Source organism: Pseudoalteromonas sp. MMG024, from assembly GCF_021654175.1.
GTDB lineage: Bacteria > Pseudomonadota > Gammaproteobacteria > Enterobacterales > Alteromonadaceae > Pseudoalteromonas.
The window spans coordinates 160,801-184,853 of the sequence record NZ_JAKFZO010000011.1; the positions used below are offsets into that span (position 1 = coordinate 160,801).

At 41.1% G+C, this 24,053-nt stretch carries 19 protein-coding genes; 14 read left to right on the plus strand and 5 right to left on the minus strand.

What is annotated here, in order from left to right:
• Positions 1 to 137: 137 nt before the first annotated feature.
• Positions 138 to 3,938, minus strand: a complete 3,801-nt coding sequence (putA, locus tag L1068_RS12610; RefSeq protein ID WP_237130560.1) for a bifunctional proline dehydrogenase/L-glutamate gamma-semialdehyde dehydrogenase PutA — start codon at positions 3,936 to 3,938, stop codon at positions 138 to 140.
• A 143-nt stretch (positions 3,939 to 4,081) separates the two neighbouring features.
• Here putA and L1068_RS12615 point away from each other — a divergent pair, with 143 nt between their 5' ends.
• Entirely contained in the window at positions 4,082 to 4,570 is a 489-nt protein-coding gene (locus L1068_RS12615) for a winged helix-turn-helix transcriptional regulator (RefSeq protein WP_054979122.1), read from the plus strand.
• A gap of 171 nt (positions 4,571 to 4,741) precedes the next feature.
• On the opposite strand, the gene L1068_RS12620 is transcribed toward L1068_RS12615, so the two are convergent.
• Positions 4,742 to 5,386 (minus strand): TIGR04211 family SH3 domain-containing protein, encoded by a 645-nt coding sequence (locus L1068_RS12620; RefSeq protein WP_237130561.1) that lies wholly within the window; start codon positions 5,384 to 5,386, stop codon positions 4,742 to 4,744.
• 371 nt (positions 5,387 to 5,757) lie between these two features.
• Here L1068_RS12620 and L1068_RS12625 point away from each other — a divergent pair, with 371 nt between their 5' ends.
• Both L1068_RS12625 and L1068_RS12630 read left to right on the plus strand, forming a co-directional pair.
• On the plus strand, positions 5,758 to 7,278 hold the full coding sequence (locus L1068_RS12625) for a CYTH and CHAD domain-containing protein (protein WP_237130562.1): 1,521 nt from the start codon (positions 5,758 to 5,760) through the stop codon (positions 7,276 to 7,278).
• 1 nt (position 7,279) lies between these two features.
• The gene (locus L1068_RS12630; protein ID WP_237130563.1) at positions 7,280 to 7,882 is read left to right on the plus strand and encodes an START domain-containing protein; all 603 of its coding nucleotides are present in this window, start codon (positions 7,280 to 7,282) and stop codon (positions 7,880 to 7,882) included.
• A 5-nt stretch (positions 7,883 to 7,887) separates the two neighbouring features.
• Here L1068_RS12630 and L1068_RS12635 read toward each other — a convergent pair whose 3' ends face one another.
• The 3 genes from L1068_RS12635 to metK form a co-directional block, all read right to left on the minus strand.
• A complete protein-coding gene (locus L1068_RS12635) occupies positions 7,888 to 8,595 on the minus strand; it encodes a hypothetical protein (RefSeq protein ID WP_237130564.1) in 708 nt (235 codons plus the stop codon).
• 47 nt (positions 8,596 to 8,642) lie between these two features.
• On the minus strand, positions 8,643 to 9,587 hold the full coding sequence (locus L1068_RS12640) for a hypothetical protein (RefSeq protein ID WP_237130565.1): 945 nt from the start codon (positions 9,585 to 9,587) through the stop codon (positions 8,643 to 8,645).
• A 111-nt stretch (positions 9,588 to 9,698) separates the two neighbouring features.
• Positions 9,699 to 10,886: a methionine adenosyltransferase gene (gene metK / locus L1068_RS12645; protein ID WP_237130566.1), complete on the minus strand. Its 1,188-nt coding sequence runs from the start codon at positions 10,884 to 10,886 to the stop codon at positions 9,699 to 9,701.
• A gap of 339 nt (positions 10,887 to 11,225) precedes the next feature.
• Here metK and tkt point away from each other — a divergent pair, with 339 nt between their 5' ends.
• The 11 genes from tkt to L1068_RS12700 all read left to right on the plus strand — a co-directional run bounded on the left by tkt (position 11,226) and on the right by L1068_RS12700 (position 23,881).
• A complete protein-coding gene (tkt, locus tag L1068_RS12650; RefSeq protein WP_237130567.1) occupies positions 11,226 to 13,217 on the plus strand; it encodes a transketolase in 1,992 nt (663 codons plus the stop codon).
• A gap of 183 nt (positions 13,218 to 13,400) precedes the next feature.
• Positions 13,401 to 14,033, plus strand: coding sequence for a hypothetical protein (locus tag L1068_RS12655; RefSeq protein ID WP_010561004.1), 633 nt, complete (start codon positions 13,401 to 13,403; stop codon positions 14,031 to 14,033).
• 113 nt (positions 14,034 to 14,146) lie between these two features.
• Positions 14,147 to 14,338, plus strand: a complete 192-nt coding sequence (locus L1068_RS12660) for a ParD-like family protein (protein WP_237130568.1) — start codon at positions 14,147 to 14,149, stop codon at positions 14,336 to 14,338.
• Between the two features lie 4 nt (positions 14,339 to 14,342).
• Positions 14,343 to 15,131 (plus strand): type I methionyl aminopeptidase, encoded by a 789-nt coding sequence (map, locus tag L1068_RS12665; protein ID WP_237130569.1) that lies wholly within the window; start codon positions 14,343 to 14,345, stop codon positions 15,129 to 15,131.
• A gap of 337 nt (positions 15,132 to 15,468) precedes the next feature.
• A complete protein-coding gene (gene epd / locus L1068_RS12670; protein WP_054981100.1) occupies positions 15,469 to 16,482 on the plus strand; it encodes an erythrose-4-phosphate dehydrogenase in 1,014 nt (337 codons plus the stop codon).
• Positions 16,483 to 16,544: 62 nt separating this feature from the next.
• Positions 16,545 to 17,720 carry a phosphoglycerate kinase gene (locus L1068_RS12675; RefSeq protein ID WP_237130570.1) on the plus strand — a complete coding sequence of 392 codons (1,176 nt, stop codon included), beginning with the start codon at positions 16,545 to 16,547 and terminating at the stop codon, positions 17,718 to 17,720.
• Between the two features lie 163 nt (positions 17,721 to 17,883).
• Complete coding sequence (gene fba / locus L1068_RS12680; RefSeq protein WP_054981102.1) at positions 17,884 to 18,948, plus strand: class II fructose-bisphosphate aldolase; 1,065 nt, start codon at positions 17,884 to 17,886, stop codon at positions 18,946 to 18,948.
• 622 nt (positions 18,949 to 19,570) lie between these two features.
• Positions 19,571 to 20,530: a porin gene (locus L1068_RS12685; RefSeq protein ID WP_054981103.1), complete on the plus strand. Its 960-nt coding sequence runs from the start codon at positions 19,571 to 19,573 to the stop codon at positions 20,528 to 20,530.
• A gap of 249 nt (positions 20,531 to 20,779) precedes the next feature.
• The gene (gene phoB / locus L1068_RS12690) at positions 20,780 to 21,469 is read left to right on the plus strand and encodes a phosphate regulon transcriptional regulator PhoB (protein WP_010560997.1); all 690 of its coding nucleotides are present in this window, start codon (positions 20,780 to 20,782) and stop codon (positions 21,467 to 21,469) included.
• 16 nt (positions 21,470 to 21,485) lie between these two features.
• Positions 21,486 to 22,808, plus strand: coding sequence for a phosphate regulon sensor histidine kinase PhoR (gene phoR, locus L1068_RS12695; RefSeq protein ID WP_237130571.1), 1,323 nt, complete (start codon positions 21,486 to 21,488; stop codon positions 22,806 to 22,808).
• 104 nt (positions 22,809 to 22,912) lie between these two features.
• Positions 22,913 to 23,881, plus strand: a complete 969-nt coding sequence (locus L1068_RS12700; RefSeq protein WP_054981105.1) for a phosphate ABC transporter substrate-binding protein PstS family protein — start codon at positions 22,913 to 22,915, stop codon at positions 23,879 to 23,881.
• The last annotated feature ends 172 nt before the right edge of the window (positions 23,882 to 24,053 follow it).

Consider the following 24,053-nt stretch of genomic DNA (forward strand, 5'->3'; position numbering starts at 1 on the left):
GTACATCTTTGAATTTTGATTATCTTTAAAATTAGCAAACATTATGCTGAAAATTAAGCGGAAGATAAAAGAAAAGGGCTGAAGTCTACACTTAGCCCTTTTATTTTGCTTAACAAGCCGGTTTCCCGAGCTTTAGATTAATCTTCGTCAGTTAGCGTCATTAGTGATGTGTTACCACCGGATGCTGTGGTATCAATACTGATGGTTTTCTCAGTAACTAAGCGATTGATTAGTGTGTCGTAATACTGTGCACTGATCACTGGTAAAATAGCGCCAGAGCGTGCAGCCAGTTTTTCGTTTACATGTGCTTTACGCTCACAACCACTGCCGATTACAGCACCTGCAACGTGCGGATGAGCAAGTGTTGCATTAAACTCAGACAGTTTAGCCACTTGTAAAACGCCCTCAGCAACACCGCATGCTAATAACTTAGCACGGAAAGCTAATGCTTCTTCGTGGAATAGGTCAGACACCACGGTAATTACAGTATTACCCGCTGCAATCGCCGTTACGATTGATAATACCCAGAAGTTAAATGAGGTATCTTTATCTGCGTAGCAAACAACACAGCCGCGCGGCTCTAGGTAAATTGTGTTTGATTCACCTGTTGGACCTGGTAATACCGTGCCTTTGGCTAAACGTTTTTCAATACGGTCAAGCTGACTACGTGCATCGGCAATTGTTTGCGTTAAATCGTCTGCAAGCTTATCCATGATTTCAACTTGTGCGATTTTAGCCAGCATCTGACGACATACTGAAATGCGGTCGTTTAAGCTGGTTGCGCGCCAAGTTTTTTCATCGCGAATTGAGTTAACCATCATTTGATTAACGCGTTCAACTGCATGGTTGTCATCAACAATTGCTTCGCCATCAAGGTTGATATTGGTAGCTTGAACGTTTTCAGGTGCAGCATTTTCTTTTACTAAACGCGTTAGATAAGTTGGGCCACCTGCTTTAGGGCCAGTACCTGATAGGCCGCGACCACCAAATGGTTGCACACCAACAACGGCACCGATCATATTGCGGTTTACGTAAATGTTACCGGCACGTGATTGTTTCGCTAGGTACTCAGCACGTTCTTCGATACGGGTGTGAATACCCATAGTTAAGCCAAAACCAGTGCTGTTTACTTGGTTGATTACGTTATCAATTTCAGTACCTTTGAAACGAATTACGTGTACACATGGACCAAATACTTCTTTTGTTAATACCGATAAATCACTGATCTCGTATAAACGTGGTGCAAAGAAGAAGTGACCGTTTTCATCTTCAGCCGGAATAGGGCATTCAAAATGCAGTGTCGCTTTATCTTTTAAGTATTCAACGTGTTCATTAAGTGCATCAAGTGCTTTTTGGTCGATAACCGGGCCTACATCTGTTGATAGGTAAGCAGGGTCGCCAACGTGTAGCTCTTTCATCGCGCCTGTAATCATCTTGATTACTTTGTCTGCGATTTCGTCTTGTACGAATAATACGCGCAGTGCAGAACAGCGCTGACCTGCTGACTGGAAGCCAGAAGAAATTACATCGTCAACTACTTGCTCTGGTAGCGCGGTAGAATCAACGATCATACAGTTTTGACCACCCGTTTCAGCAATCAGAGGTACTTGGTCGCCACCACGTTCTGCTAAGGTTTGCGCAATGCGTGTACCTGTTTCAGTTGAACCTGTAAACATGACTGCTTGTACGCGCTCGTCAGGAATAATTACCTGACCTACTTTGCTACCACGAGCAATAACAGGCTGTACTACGTCTTTTGGTAAGCCAACGTCACGCATTAACTCAATTGCACGAAGTGCAATAAGTGATGTTTGCTCTGCTGGTTTTGCAATTACAGAGTTACCTGTTGCGATTGCAGCTGCTACTTGGCCTAAGAAAATCGCAAGTGGGAAGTTCCATGGGCTGATACATAAAATTACACCACGTGGTGAAAAGCGTGGGTCAGCCGCAAGCTCTTCAGCCTTTGCTGCATAGTAACGACAAAAATCAACAGCTTCACGTACCTCGTCAATGCCATCTTGTGCCACTTTACCTGCTTCTTTGATACACAGTGCAATCAGTTCATCGCGGTGACGCTCTAAAATGTCACCTGTGCGACGTAAGATTTCAGCGCGCTCAGCAACTGGCGTTTGAGACCAAGATTGGAAAGCTGATTCAGCTGTATCAACAAGGGCTTGCATTTCAGCTTCGTCTTGGTGACGAATAGAACCAAGCACCTCAGCGTGGTTTGCTGGGTTAATTACCGCTTCGTGACCTTCAGGCACATCGGCATGAGTCATCAGGTTTTCAGCAACCCATTTGTCAATACTCGCTTTGAATGGCGTAATATGGTTAATGTTGGTTAAATCTAAACCTTTAGAGTTTTGACGCTCTTCACCAAATAAGTCTTTTGGTAAAACGATTTGCGGGTTGCGCTTATTGCGAACACGTTGAATTTTTTCAACAGGATCTTCAAGCAGTGATTCTACTGGCTGAGATTCATCAACAATGGCATTTACAAATGATGAGTTAGCGCCGTTTTCCAATAGACGACGCACTAAGTATGCAAGTAAGTCTTCGTGTTGACCTACTGGTGCGTATACACGACATTGAACACGATCTTGCGTTACAACTTGGTCGAATAATGATTCGCCCATACCGTGCAAACGCTGGAATTCAAAGTTTGAATAGTTGCCATCAGCAAGTTCTAAAATAGTGGCTGCTGAGTACGCATTGTGCGTTGCAAACTGCGGGAAAATCATATCACGTGCTTTCATTAGCTTAATTGCACACGCTTTGTAAGACACGTCAGTTGTCGCTTTACGTGTAAATACTGGGTAATCTTCAAGGCCATCTGCTTGTGTAAGCTTTACTTCAGTATCCCAGTAAGCACCTTTTACAAGGCGAACCATCATTTTACGATTTACACGGCGACAAAGTGCTTCTAACCAGTCGATTACAAAAATAGCACGCTTTTGGTAAGCCTGAACCGCTAAACCAAAACCAGCCCAATTGCCAAGAGCATCGTCAGAGAATACCGCTTCAATAACATCTAAAGAGATATCTAAACGGTCAGCTTCTTCGGCATCAACTGTAAAGTTAATGTCATACTGTTTTGCTGTTAGTGCTAGCTCTTTAAGCTTAGGCACAAGTTCTTCCATTACGCGTTCACGGTGTGTGAACTCATAACGAGGGTGAATAGCTGATAGTTTTACAGAAATACCTGGGCTTTTTATAGGGCCGCGACCATTGGCTGCTTTACCGATAGCGTGAATTGCCATTTTATAGCTATTAAAATAACGCTCAGCATCCGCCATAGTGCGGGCGCCTTCACCGAGCATATCGTAAGAGTATGCGTATCCTTTTGCTTCTTTATCTTTAGCGCGCTCTACAGCTTCTTCAATGGTAGTACCCATAACAAACTGCTTACCCATGATCTTCATGGCATATTGCACTGATTTACGAATAGCAGGCTCACCAATACGACCCATAGTGCGCTTTAATAAGCCGAACTGCTCTTCTTTGTTTTTGTCTGCATAGTTAACCATTTTACCTGTTAATAACAGGCCCCAGCTTGATGCATTTACAAACAGAGAGTCGCTGTTACCTAAGTGAGAGCTCCAGTCGCCGTTTGCTAGCTTATCGCGAATAAGGCTATCTTGAGTTTCTTTATCTGGTACACGTAGCAATGCTTCAGCAAGGCACATTAATACCACGCCTTCTTCAGAAGACAGTGAGTATTCGTTAAGTAGTGCATCAACACCACCTTGACCTTCCTGATCGTTACGAATATTTAATACCATTTGGCGTGCACGTTCCCATGCACGGCTACGCGCGCTAACACCAACTTCTGCAAGTGGCAGAATATGGTCAATAACTTGGTCTTCATCAATACGGTAAAAGTCACGGATCTGCTGGCGGATCGGACATTTGGTAGTTAAATCACCATTGTAAAGCATAAAGAAACCCTCAAAATAAAATAGGTTAAATTTATAAAATAGGGGCGTAGTGTAATTTCTTTTCAGCAGAATGTGCTGGCGTATTTTGGCTATATCCGGTAATTTACAGGGAATTGTTCAAAAGATGCCAAATAATATTCTGTATGACTACCTCTATCAGAACACGTGTGCTCGATCGAATCGATTTAGCAATTTTAGATGTTTTACAAAAAAATGGCCGAATTTCTAACGTAAATTTAGCGAAACAAGTTAACTTAAGCCCAAGCCCGTGCCTTGAAAGGGTTAAAAAGCTTGAAGACGACGGTTATATTGAAGGTTATGGTGCACGTTTAAATGCTACCAAGCTGAAACAAAATGTGGTTGCCCACGTTGAAGTTACTTTAAAAGAATCAACCGAAGCCGCATTTGATATTTTCAAACAGCATATTATGCGCATTGGTCAAGTGGTGTCGTGTGATATGGTTGCGGGTGGATACGATTACCTACTAAAAATACGCGTAGGCGATATGATTGAATACCGTGAAGTGCTTGGTAAAATTGTAGATACGCCAGGTGTTGGCACCAACCGTACTTACATGGTGATTGAGCATGTTAAGCAAGATGTAGGGTTAACCGTGCAGGTGGAAGAGTAATCCCGGATTTATTAAAAATTACCTGTTTTATTTCTGAGTGGTTTTGCTCTCGTAGCAAATGACTCACAAATTTATGCAATAGGTATAAGGTTTACTCACACGCTTATTGAGTGCGGGATACCAGATACAAAAAAAGCGCTAGTTAAGCGCTTTTTTTGTATTGCCTAGTTATTACGCCCAACCGTCGTAACGTTTGCGTCGCGATAACACGATTGTGATGATAATCCCCAGTAAAATACCAATAAATGCAATACCGCCGCCATAAATCAATAGCTGCTTTTGCTGTTTTTCACTGGCTTGTTGCTTTTGATTACGTGAGCTTGAAATTTGGGCATTTAGCTTTTCAATTTCATCATTGAGTTCACGGTTTTTAACTTCTAAATCATTGGCAGTTTGACGTAGTACCGGCATATCACGCTGGCTTGAATTTAGCTCTGCTTGTAAATCAGCTAATTGATTTTTTAGCTTAAGGTTTTGTTGTGCTAAACCTGGACGCTTGCTGATATTACGTTTATCAATCCAACCTGTACGACCGCGGCTATCTTTTACTTGGCTATAGCCCGTTTCTTTATTTTCATCGAGCAACTGCAATTCGGTACCAGCTTGCACAGAACCAAGAATGCGATAATTTTTGCCTGGACCTGAGTGCATATAAACAAATAGGTTGTCGGTAATATAAGCAGTTGAAGAAGATGCGCTTTCAGTTGTTTGTACTTCCAGTACTTCAGTTGCTGATTCGCCGTTAGTTGGCGTTTCTGCGTGGATAGCTGTGCTTAAACTCGCTAATAAAAGAAATGCAGCAATCGGTTTAAACATTGAGAGGATCCTGTTTTATTGTTGTTGTCCGATAAATTTACCAAGTCGTTTAAATATGTAACTAACTTATAGCGCTGGATAAATGAGGTACTAACAAGGCGGGATTTGTCTGATGTAGTTATTTTACATCGATCAATTCCAACGCAGTTAGCATGATATTTAGCCCGCTAAAATGACTAGCTATTTAAGTGAATTGGTATTTGAGGCTTCATAGTATGGATTTCACCGCGCAATAGCAAGTCGCGCAGCGCAATCACGCAATAGTTCATAATTTAGTAGTTGTTTGTAAGTCGATGCACAAAAGGTTGCATTTAGCCCGATATTTGGTTTTACTTAGGCTTTGCTAATAAAATAGGTCAACCCTCCAGCTAATGGATACTGAAATTGAGCTGAAATTTTTAGTTTCAGAACAAGTTATTTCTCAACTGCCAGCACTGATTACCCAGTTTTCAAAAAAAGTCAGTAATAAAGCTTCTCGCAACTTACAAAACGCCTACTTTGATACTCCAAGCAGAGAATTAAGAGCGCTAGATATCGGCTTACGCACGCGTTGTGTTGACGGCGAATGTGAGCAAACAATTAAGTTGGCAGGTAAAGTGGTTGGTGGCTTTCATCAACGTCCAGAATACAATGTGCCAATTAATAATTCGCGCCCAAACATTGAGTTATTTGATACCTCAATTTGGCCTGCTGGCATGGAGCCAGGCACTATTAGTGAAAACCTTTTCTCTATTTTTAACACTAACTTTATTCGTCGTACTTGGTTATTAGAAACCGACTTAGGTACTGAAATTGAATTGGTATTGGATAAAGGTGATATTTCTGCTTCAGGCCAGAGTGTGCCGATTTGCGAAGTGGAAATGGAATTGGTAAGTGGTGATCGCAAAGAGTTATTTGAATTAGCAAATAAGTTAATTAACTGTAGTGAAGTACGTTTAGGGCTATACAGTAAAGCCGCACGAGGCTACCGTTTAGCGGACGATGCGCCATTAATGGCTGATACATTCTTAGGCTATGTACAGTTAGATGAAAACGCGACACAAGAAGAAGCGCTTGAAAAGTGCCTTCAATACGGCATTGAGTTTGTGCAAAAACACGAGCAATGCTATATCGATTCGCCAAAATTAAAAACACTAAAACGCATTGTCGATGGGGTTAGCCTTATTCGTCATAGCTTTTGGTTGTTTGAACAAGTTGCTGACAAACAAATTACTAAATCGTTGCGTAAAGAGCTTAAATGGCTATTAGAAACCTTTTCTTGGGTTGAAACGGCGATTCAATTGCGAACGTTTACGTCAAAGAAACATGCGTTTTATAAGCGTATTTCGGCTGCGCCTGAGCTTGAGCAAGTGATTGATAACTTAAAAGCTGAGCAGCCGTCAGGTAACGCGTTAAAGGCAATTTTCCATAGCCCACGCTACAACCAACTTATTCTGGATTTAACGCGCTTTTTAATTGAAAAGCGTTGGCGTGATGACTGGGGACAAGAACAAATTGTTGCTGCTGGTACGCCTGTAAAAGATATTGCGGCACGTCTTTTTGAAAACGATTGGCAAGAAATGCAGTATTTATTACCACACGATGTGGTGAGCGCTGAAAGCTACATCGCAAAACGTCAAAAATTACACCGTAATTTACTCAGCGGTTGTTGCTTAGGGCAGCTTTTTGAAGGACCGCTACGTGATGAATTTAGAGGCCCTTGGCTTGATATTATTCATGGTATGGATGAATTGGCGACATACGACTATTTAAAACAGTTGTGTGAAACGCAACACGAACCCGAACAATTCACCAGTATTTTGGGTTGGTTAAAACAAAAAAATGATGGTTTGCTCGCAGCGATGGAACATAGCCGTCTTGCAAGTCAAAAATTGGAGCCTTACTGGCAATAATATGCGCACTATGCTGTTGCTGCTATTTTTTTGTACTCCGTTGAGTGCATTACAGTGGCAGCAAGTAAAAATTAAACAAGGAGTTGAAGTTTATCAGCAAAAACTGCCCGATGGACTTTTAAAGTTAAAAGCCTACACAGTGACTAGCGGATGCTTAGCAGCATTTGAAGCACTTTTACTTGATACAGACAATGCTGACAAGTGGTTAAGCAATGTGGACAGTGTCGAAGTGCTAAAGTCACCATCACAAAACGAGCATATCGTTTACACTCAATTTAATGCGCCATGGCCGATTAAAAATCGTGATATGGTGACTTACTCACGTATTTTTAGAACGTCAAATACACAAATGCAAATTGGCATTCAAGCGGCGAACAACGAATACGCAAAGCGTGATAGGTTCATTCGTATTGAACATGTAGCTGCTAGTTGGGTAATTACTCAGCGAGACGCAGATACGATTTCTGTTGAGTATCAAGCGATTGCAGATCCCGCAGGAAAAATTCCACATTGGTTAGGTAATTCTGTCGCAAAATCTAACGTATTTAGCACCTTCAAAAAGATGAAAGCGCGTTTGAAGCTTTACCCTTGTAGTGCCATTTAACTAGGCTATTTTGCGATATGCATATTCACAACACCATTAGCCTCTTGTGATTGGCTAGTAGCAAATTTATGTTTGGTAACAAACTCTGATAATTTATGTTGGAACAGGTGTATTGATTCGAAATCATCGGCATACTGATAGTTAATTTGGCAAATACTTTCTCGGCAATCAATTGTTTTTAGTTGCACAAATTCAATAAAATCATGTGTGGTAAAAAAATCTTGAAACACCGCTTCTGTCGTTTCGGCCCAATGATCGTCACGGGTTTGTTGCTCAAACTTCGTTGCTAAATTAAGGGTGTCTACGCCATCACTGAGCAGTAATTCAAGTTGCTGCTGCATTTGTTGCTCAAGCTCCGCTACTTTGTCGCGCAACATGGTTTCAGCATGTTCACTCACTTCTTTAATCAGTTGTTCATGTTTTTGTGTAGCGTGCGTTAATTCGCTTTCTAATCTTTCAACTTCAGCAACCAGCTCAGATTTAGTCAGCGCTGTTTGTGAGTTTTGTATTGATTTACGCGGTGCGGATAGGGTTTCCGTTAGCGGTTCTTTGATGTTATTAATGCTTGATTCTAGCGGCTCAGATAATGTGTGTGCAGAGCTATCTGATGGATGTTCTTTACCGATTAATTGACTATCTGAAGGCATTAATGTCGAAATAAGTGCGACGCTAAGGGCGCCAAGCGCAAATGCAATTACATGTCCTTTGTTCATATTAAATCCTATGTTTTATCTAATAGCGTTTTTCGTTGCTGAGTTGCTTAGCTAATCATACCACCCGCTAGCGGGTAATGTCCGACGTGATGTGTTGCGAGCTCTGAAAAACCAAGTACATTAGCCATTTGTTTTTTATCGCTATTAAAGATAATTACATCTGCACTCATTAGCGGGCGCGACGGGTGGTCTTCCAATACTTTATAAACAACATAATCTTGTGAGTCGATGGCTATCAGTTTCAGTGTATAGGTAAGTTCAGTTTGCGGGTTGGTCACATGGGATAATAATGATAGCTCATGTGGCATGTGTTCAAACTCTACAACCAGTAGTTTTTCGGTAAAATTAATTGCTAATTGATTTGTAGTGACTTTTCGTTTTGCTACTTGGTTAATTTTACTAACTGTGCCATTTATCGAATGTTCTGCAAGTGTGAGGATAACGTGCGTATTTTCCTCGATGACCGCAGGGATGACTTGGTCGTTAAAAATGGCAATTTTAAGTTGGCTTGATGCCAAGTTTTCGTCTTCTAATACACGGATCATCGCTTTTTCTCCATTTTCGCTGAGGCTCAAATAACCAAACTCGAAGGTTTTTATGCGTGCGAAAGTAGGGGCGGTCACGATAAAGGTTTTAGTTACCTGAACGTCTTTCCAATAATTAAATAAAGATGACTGGGCGAGGGCGATATCGGATTGTTCTGATTTTGTTTGGATTTCATCAAGGTGTGTTAAAAACTGCTTACGCTGCCATGTATTAATGCCCGCAAAATGCATGGCTATCAAATAAGTAATAAATAATGCGGCTTTTAAAAGCAAAGGCGATAGTTGTTGCACACTTGGCAGGTTTATTACAACAAGGGCAACCAACATCAAAACATGTGTAATATAAACAATTGCCGGAGTTGTTAAGTAAGGTTTGGCAAGGCGTACGATTCTTGGTTGGTTAGTATTGTTTGCTATTTCAGGGTAATGCTTGATTGAAAGGTACATAACTTCACCGTGTAGTTTCTTTATCACTTGCTAGAGCGGTTATCATAGCAACTTACTGAATTTTAGGCATAAAAAAAGCGCCAATGGCGCTTTTTCTCAATCAGACGGTTATTATAAACCAGCAGCGGCGCGAAGTGCGTCTGCTTTGTCTGTTTTTTCCCAGCTAAATGCTGTGAATGTATCTTCGCCTACCGTCATTTCGAACGGTTCACGACCGAAGTGACCGTATGCTGCAGTCATTTGGTACATTGGGTGAAGTAGGTCAAGCATCTTAGTGATACCGTAAGGACGTAAGTCGAAGTGCTCACGTACTAGCTCTACTAATTTCTCTTCAGAGATTTTGCCTGTGTCGAATGTATCAACTGTGATTGAAGTTGGCTCAGCAACACCGATAGCGTAAGACACTTGGATTTCACACTTATCAGCAAGGCCAGCTGCAACAATGTTCTTAGCAACATAGCGACCCGCGTATGCCGCAGAGCGGTCAACTTTTGATGGATCTTTACCAGAGAAAGCACCACCACCGTGACGTGCCATACCACCGTAAGTATCTACGATAATTTTACGACCTGTAAGACCACAGTCGCCAACAGGGCCACCGATTACGAAACGGCCAGTTGGGTTAATAAAGTATTTAGTGTCTTCAGTCAAAAGCTCAGCTGGAAGCGTGTGCTTAATAATGTTTTCCATTACAGCATCAACTAGTGCATCTTGCTCGATGTCTGGGTTGTGCTGAGTAGATAGTACAACTGCATCAATTGCAACAGGCTTACCGTCTTCATATACAAACGTTACCTGAGATTTTGCATCAGGACGTAACCAAGGAAGAATACCTGACTTACGTGCTTGTGCTTGACGCTCTACAAGTAGGTGCGAGTAATAAAGTGGCGCAGGCATTAATGTTGGTGTTTCGTTAGTTGCGTAACCGAACATTAAACCTTGGTCACCAGCGCCTTGCTCTTCAGGCTTAGTACGGTCAACACCTTGTGCGATTTCAGGTGATTGTTGACCAATAAGGTTCATGATGCCACATGTGTCACCGTCAAAACCTACGTCAGATGATGTGTAACCGATATCTGTGATTACTTTACGTGTGATTGACTCAAGGTCTACCCACGCATCTGTTGAAATTTCACCAGAGATAATTGCAACACCTGTTTTAACCATTGTTTCACAGGCAACACGCGCATGCTTATCTTGTGTGATAATTGCGTCTAAAACCGCATCAGAAATTTGGTCAGCGATTTTATCCGGATGACCCTCAGATACTGACTCAGAAGTAAATAAAGTTCTTGCCATGGTATTTCTACTCACTCACAAAAAATGCGCGTTGCCACAAGGATTTGCGCAGGTTCAATTAAATGGCCGCATATTCTATCGAATATCAACGCTGCAAACAATAACTTTACGCCTAGACGTCTAAAAAAAATTAAAAGTGAAATTTCTTCACCGTTACTAGGCTGTTTTGTGCATAAAGAAGCTAGATTATAGTCGGTTTTCCATTGCTCCGCGTGTGCTTATAGGTAAGAATAGGGCTGCGTGGGTACATTGACCAATAAGTAAGTGCCTTCTGGTTAGTGCTTATTGGCCAATGTATCCAAATTATGACAGCAAACAAATAATGAGGTAGGAAAATCCATGCCGTCACGTAAAGAACTAGCAAATGCTATTCGCGTTCTATCTATGGACGCTGTGCAACAGGCCAAGTCTGGCCACCCAGGTGCCCCTATGGGTATGGCAGACATTGCTGAAGTGCTATGGCGCGACTATTTAAACCATAATCCAGCAAACCCTGATTGGGCTGATCGCGACCGATTTATTCTGTCAAACGGTCACGGCTCAATGCTAATTTATTCTTTACTGCATTTATCTGGCTATGATCTCCCAATTGAGGAAATTAAAAACTTCCGTCAAATGCACTCTAAAACACCGGGTCACCCTGAATACGGTTATGCACCGGGTGTTGAAACAACGACAGGCCCATTAGGTCAAGGTATTACTAACGCGGTTGGTATGGCTGTTGCTGAAAAAGCTCTTGCGCACCAGTTTAACCGTGAAGGTCACGATATTGTTGATCACTTTACTTACTGTTTCCTAGGCGATGGTTGCCTTATGGAAGGTATTTCACACGAAGCGTGTTCACTAGCCGGTACATTAGGCCTAGGTAAATTAGTTGCGTTTTGGGATGATAACGGTATTTCTATCGACGGTGAAGTAGAAGGTTGGTTCACTGACGATACAGCAGCACGTTTTGAATCTTACGGTTGGCATGTTGTGCGTAATGTAGATGGTCACGATAGCGAAGCCATTCGCGCGGCAATCGATGAAGCACGTGCAGAAACGGGCAAACCAACATTAATCTGTTGTAAAACAGTAATCGGTTACGGTTCACCAAACAAATCAGGTAGCCACGACTGTCACGGTGCACCGTTAGGTGATGCTGAAATTCAAGCTGCACGTGAATTTTTAAACTGGGAGCATGGTGCTTTTGATATTCCTGCTGATATTTATGCTGATTGGAATGCAGTTGAAGCGGGTACCGCAAAAGAAGCATCTTGGGCTGAAAAATTTGATGCGTATAAAGCAGCTTTCCCTGAACTAGCAGCAGAGTTTGAACGTCGTCAAAAAGGTGAATTGCCAGCAGATTGGGCTGAGAAGTCACAAGCCTATATTGAAGGCCTGCAGGCAAACCCTGAGAATCCAGCAACACGTAAAGCATCACAAAATGCGCTAAACGCATTTGGCCCTATGCTACCTGAATTTATGGGCGGTTCTGCTGACCTTGCAGGTTCAAACCTGACACTTTGGGAAGGTTCAAAAGGCTTAACAGCAAATGACGCATCAGGTAACTACATCTTCTACGGTGTACGTGAATTTGGTATGTCGGCAATTATGAATGGTATTGCGCTACATAAAGGCTTTATTCCTTATGGTGCGACGTTCTTAATGTTTATGGAATACGCGCGTAACGCAGTACGTATGGCGGCGCTTATGAAGCAGTCTTCAATCTTTGTGTATACACACGATTCAATCGGTCTAGGCGAAGATGGTCCTACGCACCAACCAGTTGAACAGCTAGCAAGCATGCGTTTAACGCCTAACCTAGTTAACTGGCGCCCATGTGACCAAGTTGAGTCTGCAATTGCATGGCAAGACGCAATTGAGCGTAAAGATGGTCCAACATCACTCGTATTTACTCGCCAAGGCTTACAACAACAAGCACGTACTGCTGAGCAATTAGCGAACGTACGTAAAGGTGGTTACGTATTAAGCTGTGATGGCGCGCCTGAGATTATTCTTATCGCAACAGGCTCTGAAGTTGAGCTTTCAATGCAAGCAGCAGCTGAACTTCGCGCTCAAGGTAAAAAAGTACGTGTTGTTTCAATGCCATCAACTGATTTATTTGATGCACAAGATGCGACTTATAAAGAATCAGTACTGCCAAGCGCAGTAACTAAACGCGTTGCTGTTGAAGCAGGTATTGAAGATTACTGGTACAAGTACGTTGGCCTAAATGGTGCGGTTGTAGGTATGACAACATTTGGTGAATCTGCGCCTGCAAATGAGCTATTTGAACACTTTGGCTTTACGGTAGAGAATATCGTAGCAAAAGCGAATCAACTCGCATAATTGCAAAAAAAGCTATAATAATCAAAAGCGATGCAAATGCATCGCTTTTTTGATCTAGCGCAATAGTTTTACCTTTGATAACGATTCTTAATTAAAAAAACTGATTTAGATCAAATTCCCCCCTGCCTCTATCTTGCTAAAATTTAACCAACTTTTGATAGGTATAATAACGAGGAAAGGGAAATGGTTACCTCTGAACGAAATGCTCCTGAACTTGTTTGCGGTTCAGATCCCGTACAAGCTAATATTACCTCCTTTGCACAGCGCGCACATGAAAAAGCGCTTACTGAACAATTAATTGAACAGAAGAAACTGCTTTTAGAAAAACAGCAGCAGTTTGAGCAATTGCAAAATGATCATGCCATGATTATTAAGCATGTGCAGTTAATTGAGCGTGAGTGGGAAAACTCAAACGCTATGCTTGAAACACTGATGGAACAGTTAACAGACGCAAAGAAAAAACCAAGCGTAGAAGTAACCGCTAAGCTTCAAGATCTTCAGCAACAAGTTGAAGAAGCGAATATGAGTAAATCGGTAATGAAGCATCACTGCCGTGAACTTAATGAGCGTAATGAAGAGCTAAATGCCCTGTTAAAAGAATCAATCCATAGCGTTGATGAACTTAAAACTAAGGCGCAGCAGCAAGGTGATGTAATCAATCAATTACGTGCTGAAAACGTAACGTTAAAGCAGCAAAACATTACCCAAGCTGAGCGAATTAAACGCCAAGAAGGCCAATTAAGTGAAGCGCTTCACGGTTATTACAGTGATGTAATGAATAAAAACAAAAAGTTAAGCAAAAATCTGCCAAGATAAACTTTTTATTTGTTACCCAGCCCATAATGGCGCCTTTGGCGCCATTTTTTATTGATTTTATATGTAGTGTATACGTAATATATATAAATCATATAATCAAACAGTGTGTCGCTATGGGTATCGTTAAAATTTCTGACCAATTACATGATGAAATTCGTCATGCTAGCACCGTGATGGTGCGTTCAATCAACTCTCAAGCCGAATTTTGGATAAAAGTAGGGCGCCTTGCAGAGCGTAATCCTAATTTAACCTTTGCTGAAATAATGGAGCAAGAGTTACTGCGTCAATGTGATCAGCAAGGTTAGTGTAATGAGTGAAATCATTATTAAGAATCAAACGGAAATTGATTTTATGCGTACTTCCGGCCAATTACTGGCAGACGTATTTTCTGCACTCGATACATTTATTGCAGTCGGCCAGTCAACGCTAGAAATTAATAATTTTGTTGAAGACTATATTACCAATACGTTAAATGCACGCCCTGCAAGTAAAGGTCAGTACGGTTTTGCATTTGTGCTTAACCCGTCAATTAATGAAGTGGTTTGTCACGGTGTGCCAAGTAGCACGCAAAAACTAAAAAATGGCGATATTATCAATATCGATATTACCTTAGAGAAAAATGGCTTTATTGCAGATAGCTGTAAAATGTATTGTATCGGCGATGTAGCGCCGCTTGCGAAACGTTTGGTTGATACGACTTACGAAGCACTTTGGTTGGCCATTAAACAAGTGAAACCAGGAGCTAAATTAGGTGATATTGGCGCGGTGATTCAACACCATGCAGAGCAACATGGTTACTCTGTAGTGCGAGAGTTTTGCGGTCATGGTATCGGTAGACAAATGCACGAAGCGCCTGAAGTATTGCATTTTGGCAAAAAGCATACTGGTGTAACGCTACAAGAAGGCATGACATTTACTATTGAACCAATGATTAACCAAGGTACCGCGAAAACTAAAACCAAACGAGATGGTTGGACAGTAGTTACCCGCGATAAAAAGCTATCAGCACAATGGGAACACACTATTTTAGTCACCAAAGACGGCTTTGAAGTACTAACATTACGCCAAGAAGAAAAAGAGTTGGTTTTGAAAGACTAAATCTTTGCCTTCAATTTAAGAAGATTTTAAAAGCCTAAATTAGGCTTTTTTGTGTTTTTATAGCGCGTGATTAGCACTAAATTACCGTAATAAATTTAGGGAAACCGGTGTCATTTTAAACGGAGAAATTAAAATCACATTTTTCTAAAAATCTTCATCAAACTTGCGAAATTACTGGATCCCTTGATTTACCTAGTAAGTAACCGGTGTCATTATCTTTACTAATCAAAGAATAAAATTTTTTCACTATCGTATTCAAATTCTTTGCTTTAGAATACCGCCATCTACCCTCTCACCAACTGTGAAAGTGCTCGGCACTGTTAGGAAAAACAACTTAATGGCAATCAAAATTGCAATTAATGGTTTTGGTCGAATCGGACGAAATATCGTAAGAGCTTTATATGAAGCTGGTCGTACTAACGACATTCAAATTGTTGCGATCAATGAATTAGCAGACGCTAAAGGCATCGCGCATTTATTAAAATACGACACTTCTCATGGTCGTTTTAAATTTCCTGTGCAATTAAAACAAGATGCCATTACGGTTAATGGTGACTTAATTCAGTTATTCGCCGAAGAAAATCCAAGCGAATTGCCTTGGGGTTTATTAGGTGTCGACGTGGTGCTTGAATGTACAGGTGTCTATCACTCACGCGAACATGCCGAATTGCATTTAAATGCTGGCGCTAAAAAAGTGTTGTTTTCACAACCTGCTGATGCTGACATGGATGCCACCATTGTATTTGGCATTAACGATAATGAATTAAAAGCTGAGCACACTATCGTCTCTAACGGTTCGTGCACTACTAACTGTATTGTGCCAGTGATTAAAGTACTTGATGATGCGTTTGGTATTGAATCGGGTGCGATTACCACCATTCATGCGTCAATGCACGATCAGCAAGTGATTGATGCCTATCACAGTGACCTTCGCCGTACCCGTGCTGCAAGCCAATCGATTATTCCGGTTGATACTAAATTAGCACGTGGTATCGAGCGCATTCTGCCTAAGTTTAAAAGCCGCTTTGAAGCCATTGCGGTGCGCGTACCTACCATCAATGTTACTGCGATGGACTTAAGCGTCACACTTAATACCGATGTAACAATTGAAACGGTAAATAAAGTACTTTCAGATGCAGAGCATCAACACTTAGCTGGTATTATCAGTTATACCGAAGAGCCATTAGTATCGGTTGATTTTAATCACGATAGTCATTCATCGATTATTGACGGTACACAAACCCGTGTTAGTCACAAACGCTTAGTAAAGATTTTAGCTTGGTGTGATAACGAATGGGGTTTTGCCAACCGCATGCTAGATACTGCCGAGGCGATGGCACTAAAAAGTTAGATTTAGATAACCGTGAGTTTGCCAACAAATTTGCGGTTTTTTTATGTTAAAGGAGAGCTCAAATGTCTGTCATTAAAATGGCTGATTTAGATTTACAAGGTAAGCGCGTGCTTATTCGTGAAGACCTAAACGTTCCAGTAAAAGACGGTAAAGTAACCAGTTATGCGCGTATTCGTGCATCGTTACCAACCATTAAATTAGCCTTAGAAAAAGGCGCAAAAGTAATGGTTATGTCGCATTTAGGTCGCCCTACAGAAGGTGAATACGATGAAGCATTCTCAATGCTACCGGTTGTTAACTATTTAAATGACGTATTAGAGCAAACTGTTCGCTTAGAAAAAGATTACCTTGACGGTGTTGACGTTCAAGACAACGAAGTGGTTGTGTTTGAAAACGTACGCTTCAACAAAGGCGAGAAAAAAGACGACGAAGCGTTAGCTAAAAAATTAGCTGCACTGTGTGATGTGTATGTAATGGATGCATTTGGTACTGCGCACCGTGCACAAGCATCTACTCACGGTGTTGGTTTATTCGCAGATGTTGCCTGTGCAGGTCCTTTACTTGCAGCAGAGCTAGATGCACTTGGTAAAGCACTAGATAACCCAGCGCGCCCACTTGTAGCTATTGTAGGTGGTTCAAAAGTATCAACTAAATTGACTGTACTTGAGTCGCTTTCAAGTGTTGTTGATCAGTTAGTATGTGGTGGTGGTATTGCAAATACCTTTATCGCAGCAGCGGGTAATAACGTAGGTAAATCACTTTATGAAGCTGATTTAATTGATGAAGCAAACAAGCTAACTAACGCAGCAAAAGCAGCGGGTGGTGATATTCCAGTACCAACTGACGTAGTGGTTGGTAAAGAGTTCTCAGAAACTGCTGTAGCAACATTAAAGTCAGTTGCAGATGTTGATTCAGACGACATGATTTTTGATATCGGTCCTGATTCAGCAGCGGCGCTTGCCGAGATTATCAAAAATGCAGGTACGGTTGTATGGAACGGCCCTGTAGGTGTATTTGAATTTGATCAATTTGGTGAAGGTACCAAAGCACTTGCACATGCGATTGCAGAGTCAAATGCATTCTCAATTGCTGGTGGCGGTGACACTCTTGCAGCAATTGATAAATACGAAGTAGCAGACAAAATTTCATACATTTCAACAGGTGGTGGTGCATTCTTAGAATTCTTAGAAGGCAAGCAGTTACCAGCTGTAGCAATGTTAGAAGCGCGCGCGAAATAATTTGTGCACGCTATACTTAGATTTATGTAACAGAATCTAAGTAACTGAATAAAAAGCCAAGTAAGCATAATCTCTCTCAAAACCTGTGGTTACTTGGCAATAAACAAATCTATCCGTTCAAACTCGATGGCGTTAGGTGCCATCAAAAATTGGAGAAAGCAAAATGGCTTTAATCAGTATGCGTCAGCTATTAGACCATGCGGCAGAAAATGGTTATGGTGTTCCAGCGTTTAATGTGAATAACCAAGAGCAAATGCGTGCAATTATGGAAGCAGCAGACAAGACAAACAGTCCTGTTATCGTTCAAGGTTCAGCAGGTGCGCGTGCATACGCCGGTGCGCCGTTTATCCGCCATATGATTTTAGCGGCAATTGAAGAATGGCCACACATTCCAGTAGTTATGCACCAAGATCACGGTACATCACCAGCGGTTTGCCAACGCTCAATCCAATTAGGCTTTTCATCAGTCATGATGGACGGCTCACTACTTGAAGATGGTAAAACGCCTTCAAGCTACGAGTACAACGTTGATGTAACACGTCGTACAGTTGAAATGGCGCACGCATGCGGGGTTTCAGTTGAGGGCGAGTTAGGTGTACTTGGTTCATTAGAAACGGGTGAAGCAGGTGAAGAAGACGGTATTGGTGCAGAAGGTAAGCTAACTGAAGACCAACTATTAACTGATCCAGAAGAAGCAGCTGACTTCGTTAAGAAAACAGGTGTTGATGCACTTGCGATTGCGTGTGGTACTTCACACGGTGCGTATAAGTTTACACGTCCACCAACAGGTGACATTCTTGCAATTAACCGCATCAAAGAAATCCACGCGCGTATTCCAAATACTCACTTAGTAATGCACGGTTCGTCATCAGTACCACAAGAGTGGCTAGCTGTGATCAACGAGTTTGGCGGTGAGATCCCTGAAACTTACGGTGTGCCAGTTGAGCAGATCGTTGAAGGTATTAAGCACGGTGTACGTAAAGTAAATATCGATACTGACTTACGTTTAGCATCAACAGGTGCAATTCGTCGTCACCTTGCACATAACCCTGCAAACTTCGACCCGCGTAAGTTCTTAGCGGAAGCAACGAAAGCAATGACTGAAATCTGTGTTGCGCGTTACGAAGCGTTTGGTACAGCTGGTCAAGCAGCTAAAATCAAACCTATTTCACTTGATGCGATGCATGAAAAATACCTTGCTGGTGAGTTAAACCAACAAGTTAAATAACATCAAGTTATACAACTTCCTTTAACAAGCAAAGCGTTTATATGACTCATATAAACGCTTTTTTTGTGTCGAACGTTCGGGTGTTAAGCGTGAATAATTTAAATCCATGTTATTGAATTAACCTTCATTCACCCTATCAAAATAGTGCTGTAACAGGCCTCTCTTATAACATTTACTTTAAAGCGCTTACTTTGTATATAAGTGGTTTGTGAGCTGACTTATTTCGGCAAAAATTAATGTAATTGATATTACGTCTGGGATTATGATCATTTAGGGTTGTGGGATCAAATTCTTACTAACACGATCGCATTTGGATTAACTGGGATCACGATCCTACCAACTAAAGTGCTTATTTAGGGCTGATCAGATTAAAAACCATGGCTAACTTATTGAAATTCGATCTATTTCTGAGGTGATCTTAGTAAGTTTTTGATCTCAGGCAGTCATATCATGGTAGATCTTAGTATAAAGATGATCCTATTGGTAAAATATTGATCTGCGATAATTGCCATACCCGCTAAATGTACTAAAGTAATTATTAAATAAGAAAATCTGTTTGATCTTAAGTGTATAATAATTATAGCGTAATGCTTTAGTTGAACTCTGCTTTGAGGAAATTACCATGATTAAAAAACTCTTGCTGGCAAGTGGTATAGGTTTAGTGCTTCTTCCGTTAGATGCATTTGCTGAAACAGATGCCCAAGTGTATGGGCGTGCCCACCTAGGTTTACGCTACGTTGATATTGATAATCAAGAGAGTGAAACCGAAGTCGATTCATATTCGTCTCGTTTTGGTATTAAAGCAAAGCACGGTATTTCAGATGATCTTAGTGTTTTAACCAAGCTTGAGTGGGAAGTGAATATTTCAGAGCAAGATGGCGCAAATGGCAGTGATGATAATATTAAATCACGGGATCAATACTTAGGTCTAAAAAGTAAAACTTTTGGTCAGATCCTGATCGGTCGAAAAGACACGGCGCTGAAAAAGTCGCAAAACAAGCTTGATATGATGAATGACTTTGTTGGTGATATTAAACACCTTGCCACCGGCGAAAACCGTTTGGGCGATATGGTAAATTATCAATCACCCAAGTTTGGTCAATTACAGTTTGAACTAACTTATATAGCGGAAGAAAACAGCAAACAAAGTGATGGGGCAGGGGTGTCGGCTGCTATCGGTTATGGTGATAAAGCACTTAAGAAAACGCCGTTTTATGTTGCATATGCGCATGATGAAGATGTTGCCGGCTACAATATAGATCGCGTATCAGCACAAGGTAAACTCGGCGATTTTACAATTAACGGTATGTACCAAAATAGTGAAAAAGTGTCGTCGGGCGATGATGGTGATACTTTCGTTGTAAGTGCTTCTTATAAAATCGAAAATTATAAAATTTTAGTACAGTACCAAGATGATGAAACAGGCTTTGGTAAATTAAAAGACAGTGGCTCGGCCAGTTCAGTAGGTGTTGAGCGAAAATTAGGTAAGCAGGCAAAGGCTTATATTTGGTACACCCAGCGTGATCTGGACAATAGCGATGATGAAGGACATTTGGCCGTTACCTTACGTTATGATTTTTAAATGATATAAAAACGTGACAATTTAGTTAATTTTATAAGCCCCTTTTAGGGGCTTTTTAGTTTAATTTTAAAGCCCTATTTTTATTTTATCTTATTGAGTTTAAACTGTTCTATATGATTGTGTAAGTTAGATTAAAGTAACACTACAAATAGACAACAGTTTATTTATGATCTTTTTATGTTTATATTCATAAAAGTGTCACACTTTACTTTGATAATGAAGTCAGTTGATAACTTAGAGATTTAATTCATGTCGCGTAAGATACTAGTGGTTGATGACGAAGCACCAATTCGTGAAATGTTGGTATTCGTACTTGAACAAAATGGATTTCAGGCTATCGAAGCCCAAGATTATGATTCTGCAATGGATGCGCTAGTTGAGCCTTATCCAGATATGATTCTACTGGACTGGATGCTGCCTGGCACAAGTGGTGTTCAAATCGCTAAAAAAATTAAAAATAGTGATTACACCCGCCATATCCCAATTATTATGCTAACCGCTCGTGGTGAAGAAGAAGACAAGATCAAAGGCCTAGAAGTAGGTGCTGATGACTATGTCACTAAACCGTTTTCACCAAAAGAGTTAATGGCACGCATTAAAGCGGTATTCCGTCGTGTATCACCTACATCGCTCGAAGAAGCAATTGAAGTACATGGGTTACGCCTAGATCCTATTTCGCATCGTGTAACGTCTGCGGGTAACGAATTAGATATGGGACCAACTGAATTTAAATTACTTCATTTTTTTATGACGCACCCAGAACGTGTTTACAGCCGTGAACAACTGCTTGATAATGTTTGGGGTACAAATGTTTATGTAGAAGATCGTACGGTTGATGTACATATTCGTCGTCTACGTAAAGCGATTGCGCCTATGGGTCATGATAAATTAGTACAAACCGTACGTGGTGCAGGTTATCGTTTTTCGAGCAAAATTTAATTTCTAAGAGAAGTCTATGCTGCGAATTGTGAGTAAGCGGGAATTAGTTAAACGCCTTTTTGTTTACTTTATTCCGCTTACGTTAATAGGAGTCCTGTTAGGGGCTCCTTTTTTACTTTTATGGCTAGGTACATTTTCACTATTAGTGTGGAATTATCGTCAGCTATTTAGATTAAGCGATTGGCTTACAGAACAACGCAAATATTACCCACCAGAGGGTGAGGGTGTTTGGGAGCAGGTATTTGAAGGCATTTATCGTCTGCAACAGCGCAATCGTAGAAAACGCAACGAACTTGCTGATGTTATTCGTCGTTTTCGTGAAGGTGCCGAAGCCGTTCCAGATGGCGTATTAGTATTGCAAGATGATCTGGCGATCGTTTGGTGTAACAAAGAATCGATCGCTTTATTAGGATTACAGTGGCCGCTCGATCATGGTCAGCGACTTGATAACCTAATTCGTCGTCCAGACTTTATTAAATACATGCGCGCTAAAGAATACCTTGAGCCATTAGAGTTGCAGTCACCGATTGATCCACACAGTGTGTTAGAAGTGAGGGTAACGCCTTATGCAACATCACAACTAATGATGGTGGTGCGCGATGTGACGTTAATCAAACAACTTGAAGAAATGCGCCGTGACTTTATTGCCAATGTGTCGCATGAGTTGCGCACGCCGTTAACAGTAATGTCGGGCTATCTCGAAATGTTTGATCCAGATATGGCACCGCCACCTTCAATGTGGGGTAAAGCGCAACAAACTATGCTGGATCAATGTAAACGCATGGCAAGCTTAGTAGAGCAATTACTTGCACTGGCACGCATCGAAAATTCTGATAAACCAGACTTCGAGGAAGAGGTAGATGTAGCTGATATGCTCACCGCGATTTACCGCGAGGCCGAACAATTAAACCAAGAGAAACAACACACAATTGTGCTGGATATGGACGAGTCATTAAATTTAATTGGCAAAGAGCAAGAGCTGCGCAGCGCCTTTTCAAATTTGGTATTTAATGCCGTTCGCTACACCCCAGCTTATGGGGAAATAAACATTAGTTGGCACAAAACTGATAGTGGCGCTGAGTTCCGTGTAGTAGACAACGGCGACGGTATTGCTGGTGAACATATTCATCGGTTGACTGAACGCTTCTACCGTGTTGATCAGGCACGTTCTCGCGATACTGGTGGCTCGGGTTTAGGTTTGGCGATCACTAAACATGTGTTAAGTCGTCATGATTCTCACTTAAATATTTCATCAAAATTGGGCGAAGGTTCAATATTTAGTTTTTCGTTTTCTAACGATCGTATAAAAAACAAAGTGTTAGAAGTTGAGGCTGAATAAATTAGTGTGTTAATAAATTTGTCATATTTTAGTCATTTTAATGTAATGTAAAAGGCTAAAAATAGTCGCATCATCAAAACGGGATAATCAATTGGAGTTACCCAATGAAACTTAAAAACTTAGTGGCTACTATGGGCCTAACTGTTACAGCAATGCTTGCTGGTAACGCGATTGCAGTAGATAACAAATTAGCAGATTATGAAAAAACAACAGGTATTTCTGGTAATTTCTCGTCTACAGGCTCAGACACATTAGCAAACATGATGACCTTTTGGGCAGAAGAATATAAGCGCCAGTACCCTAACGTAAATATTCAAATTCAAGCTGCTGGTTCATCAACTGCGCCACCGGCACTAACTGAAGGTACATCAAACTTCGGTCCAATGAGCCGTAAGATGAAGTCGAAAGAAATCGAAGCGTTTGAAAAGAAATTCGGTTATAAACCAACTAAAGTACGTGTTGCTATCGATGCACTAGCGGTATTTGTGCACAAAGATAACCCAGTTAAAGGCTTAACAATTAAAGAAGTGGATTCTGTATTCTCATCAACACGTAAGTGTGGTGCAGATAAAGAAGCGACACGTTGGAGCGATATTGGCTTAGAAGGTTCTTGGGCTGGTAAAGACATCCAATTATACGGTCGTAACTCAGTGTCTGGTACTTATGGTTACTTCAAGAAAAAAGCACTGTGTAAAGGTGACTTCAAAAACAACGTAAATGAGCAACCAGGTTCTGCATCAGTAGTACAGTCAATCTCATCTTCATTAAATGCGATTGGTTACTCAGGTATTGGTTATAAAACATCAGGTGTTCGTACAGTTCCACTTGCTAAGAAAGGTACTAACTACGTTGATGCAACGTTAGAAAACGTAGCAACTGGTAAATACCCGCTATCTCGTTTCCTATACGTTTACGTGAACAAGCACCCTAACAAGCCACTTTCACCAATCGAAGCTGAGTTCCTTAAGATGGTACTTTCTAAAGATGGTCAAAAAATCGTTGAAAAAGACGGTTACGTACCACTTTCTTCAGGTATGGCTAACAAAGAACTTAAGAAGCTAGGTCTTCTATAAGCTAACCGCTTAAGTCATAAGAAAAGCGGCTAAATAGCTAACACTGTTCAGTTAAGCATTTGATCGGTTGACTGATCCTGAGATCAAGTGAAAATACCCTCAAGCAATTTGTTTGAGGGTATTTTTTATGTTGGAACACTGGCTTATCGATGTGGATGATTTCGCTTCCCCA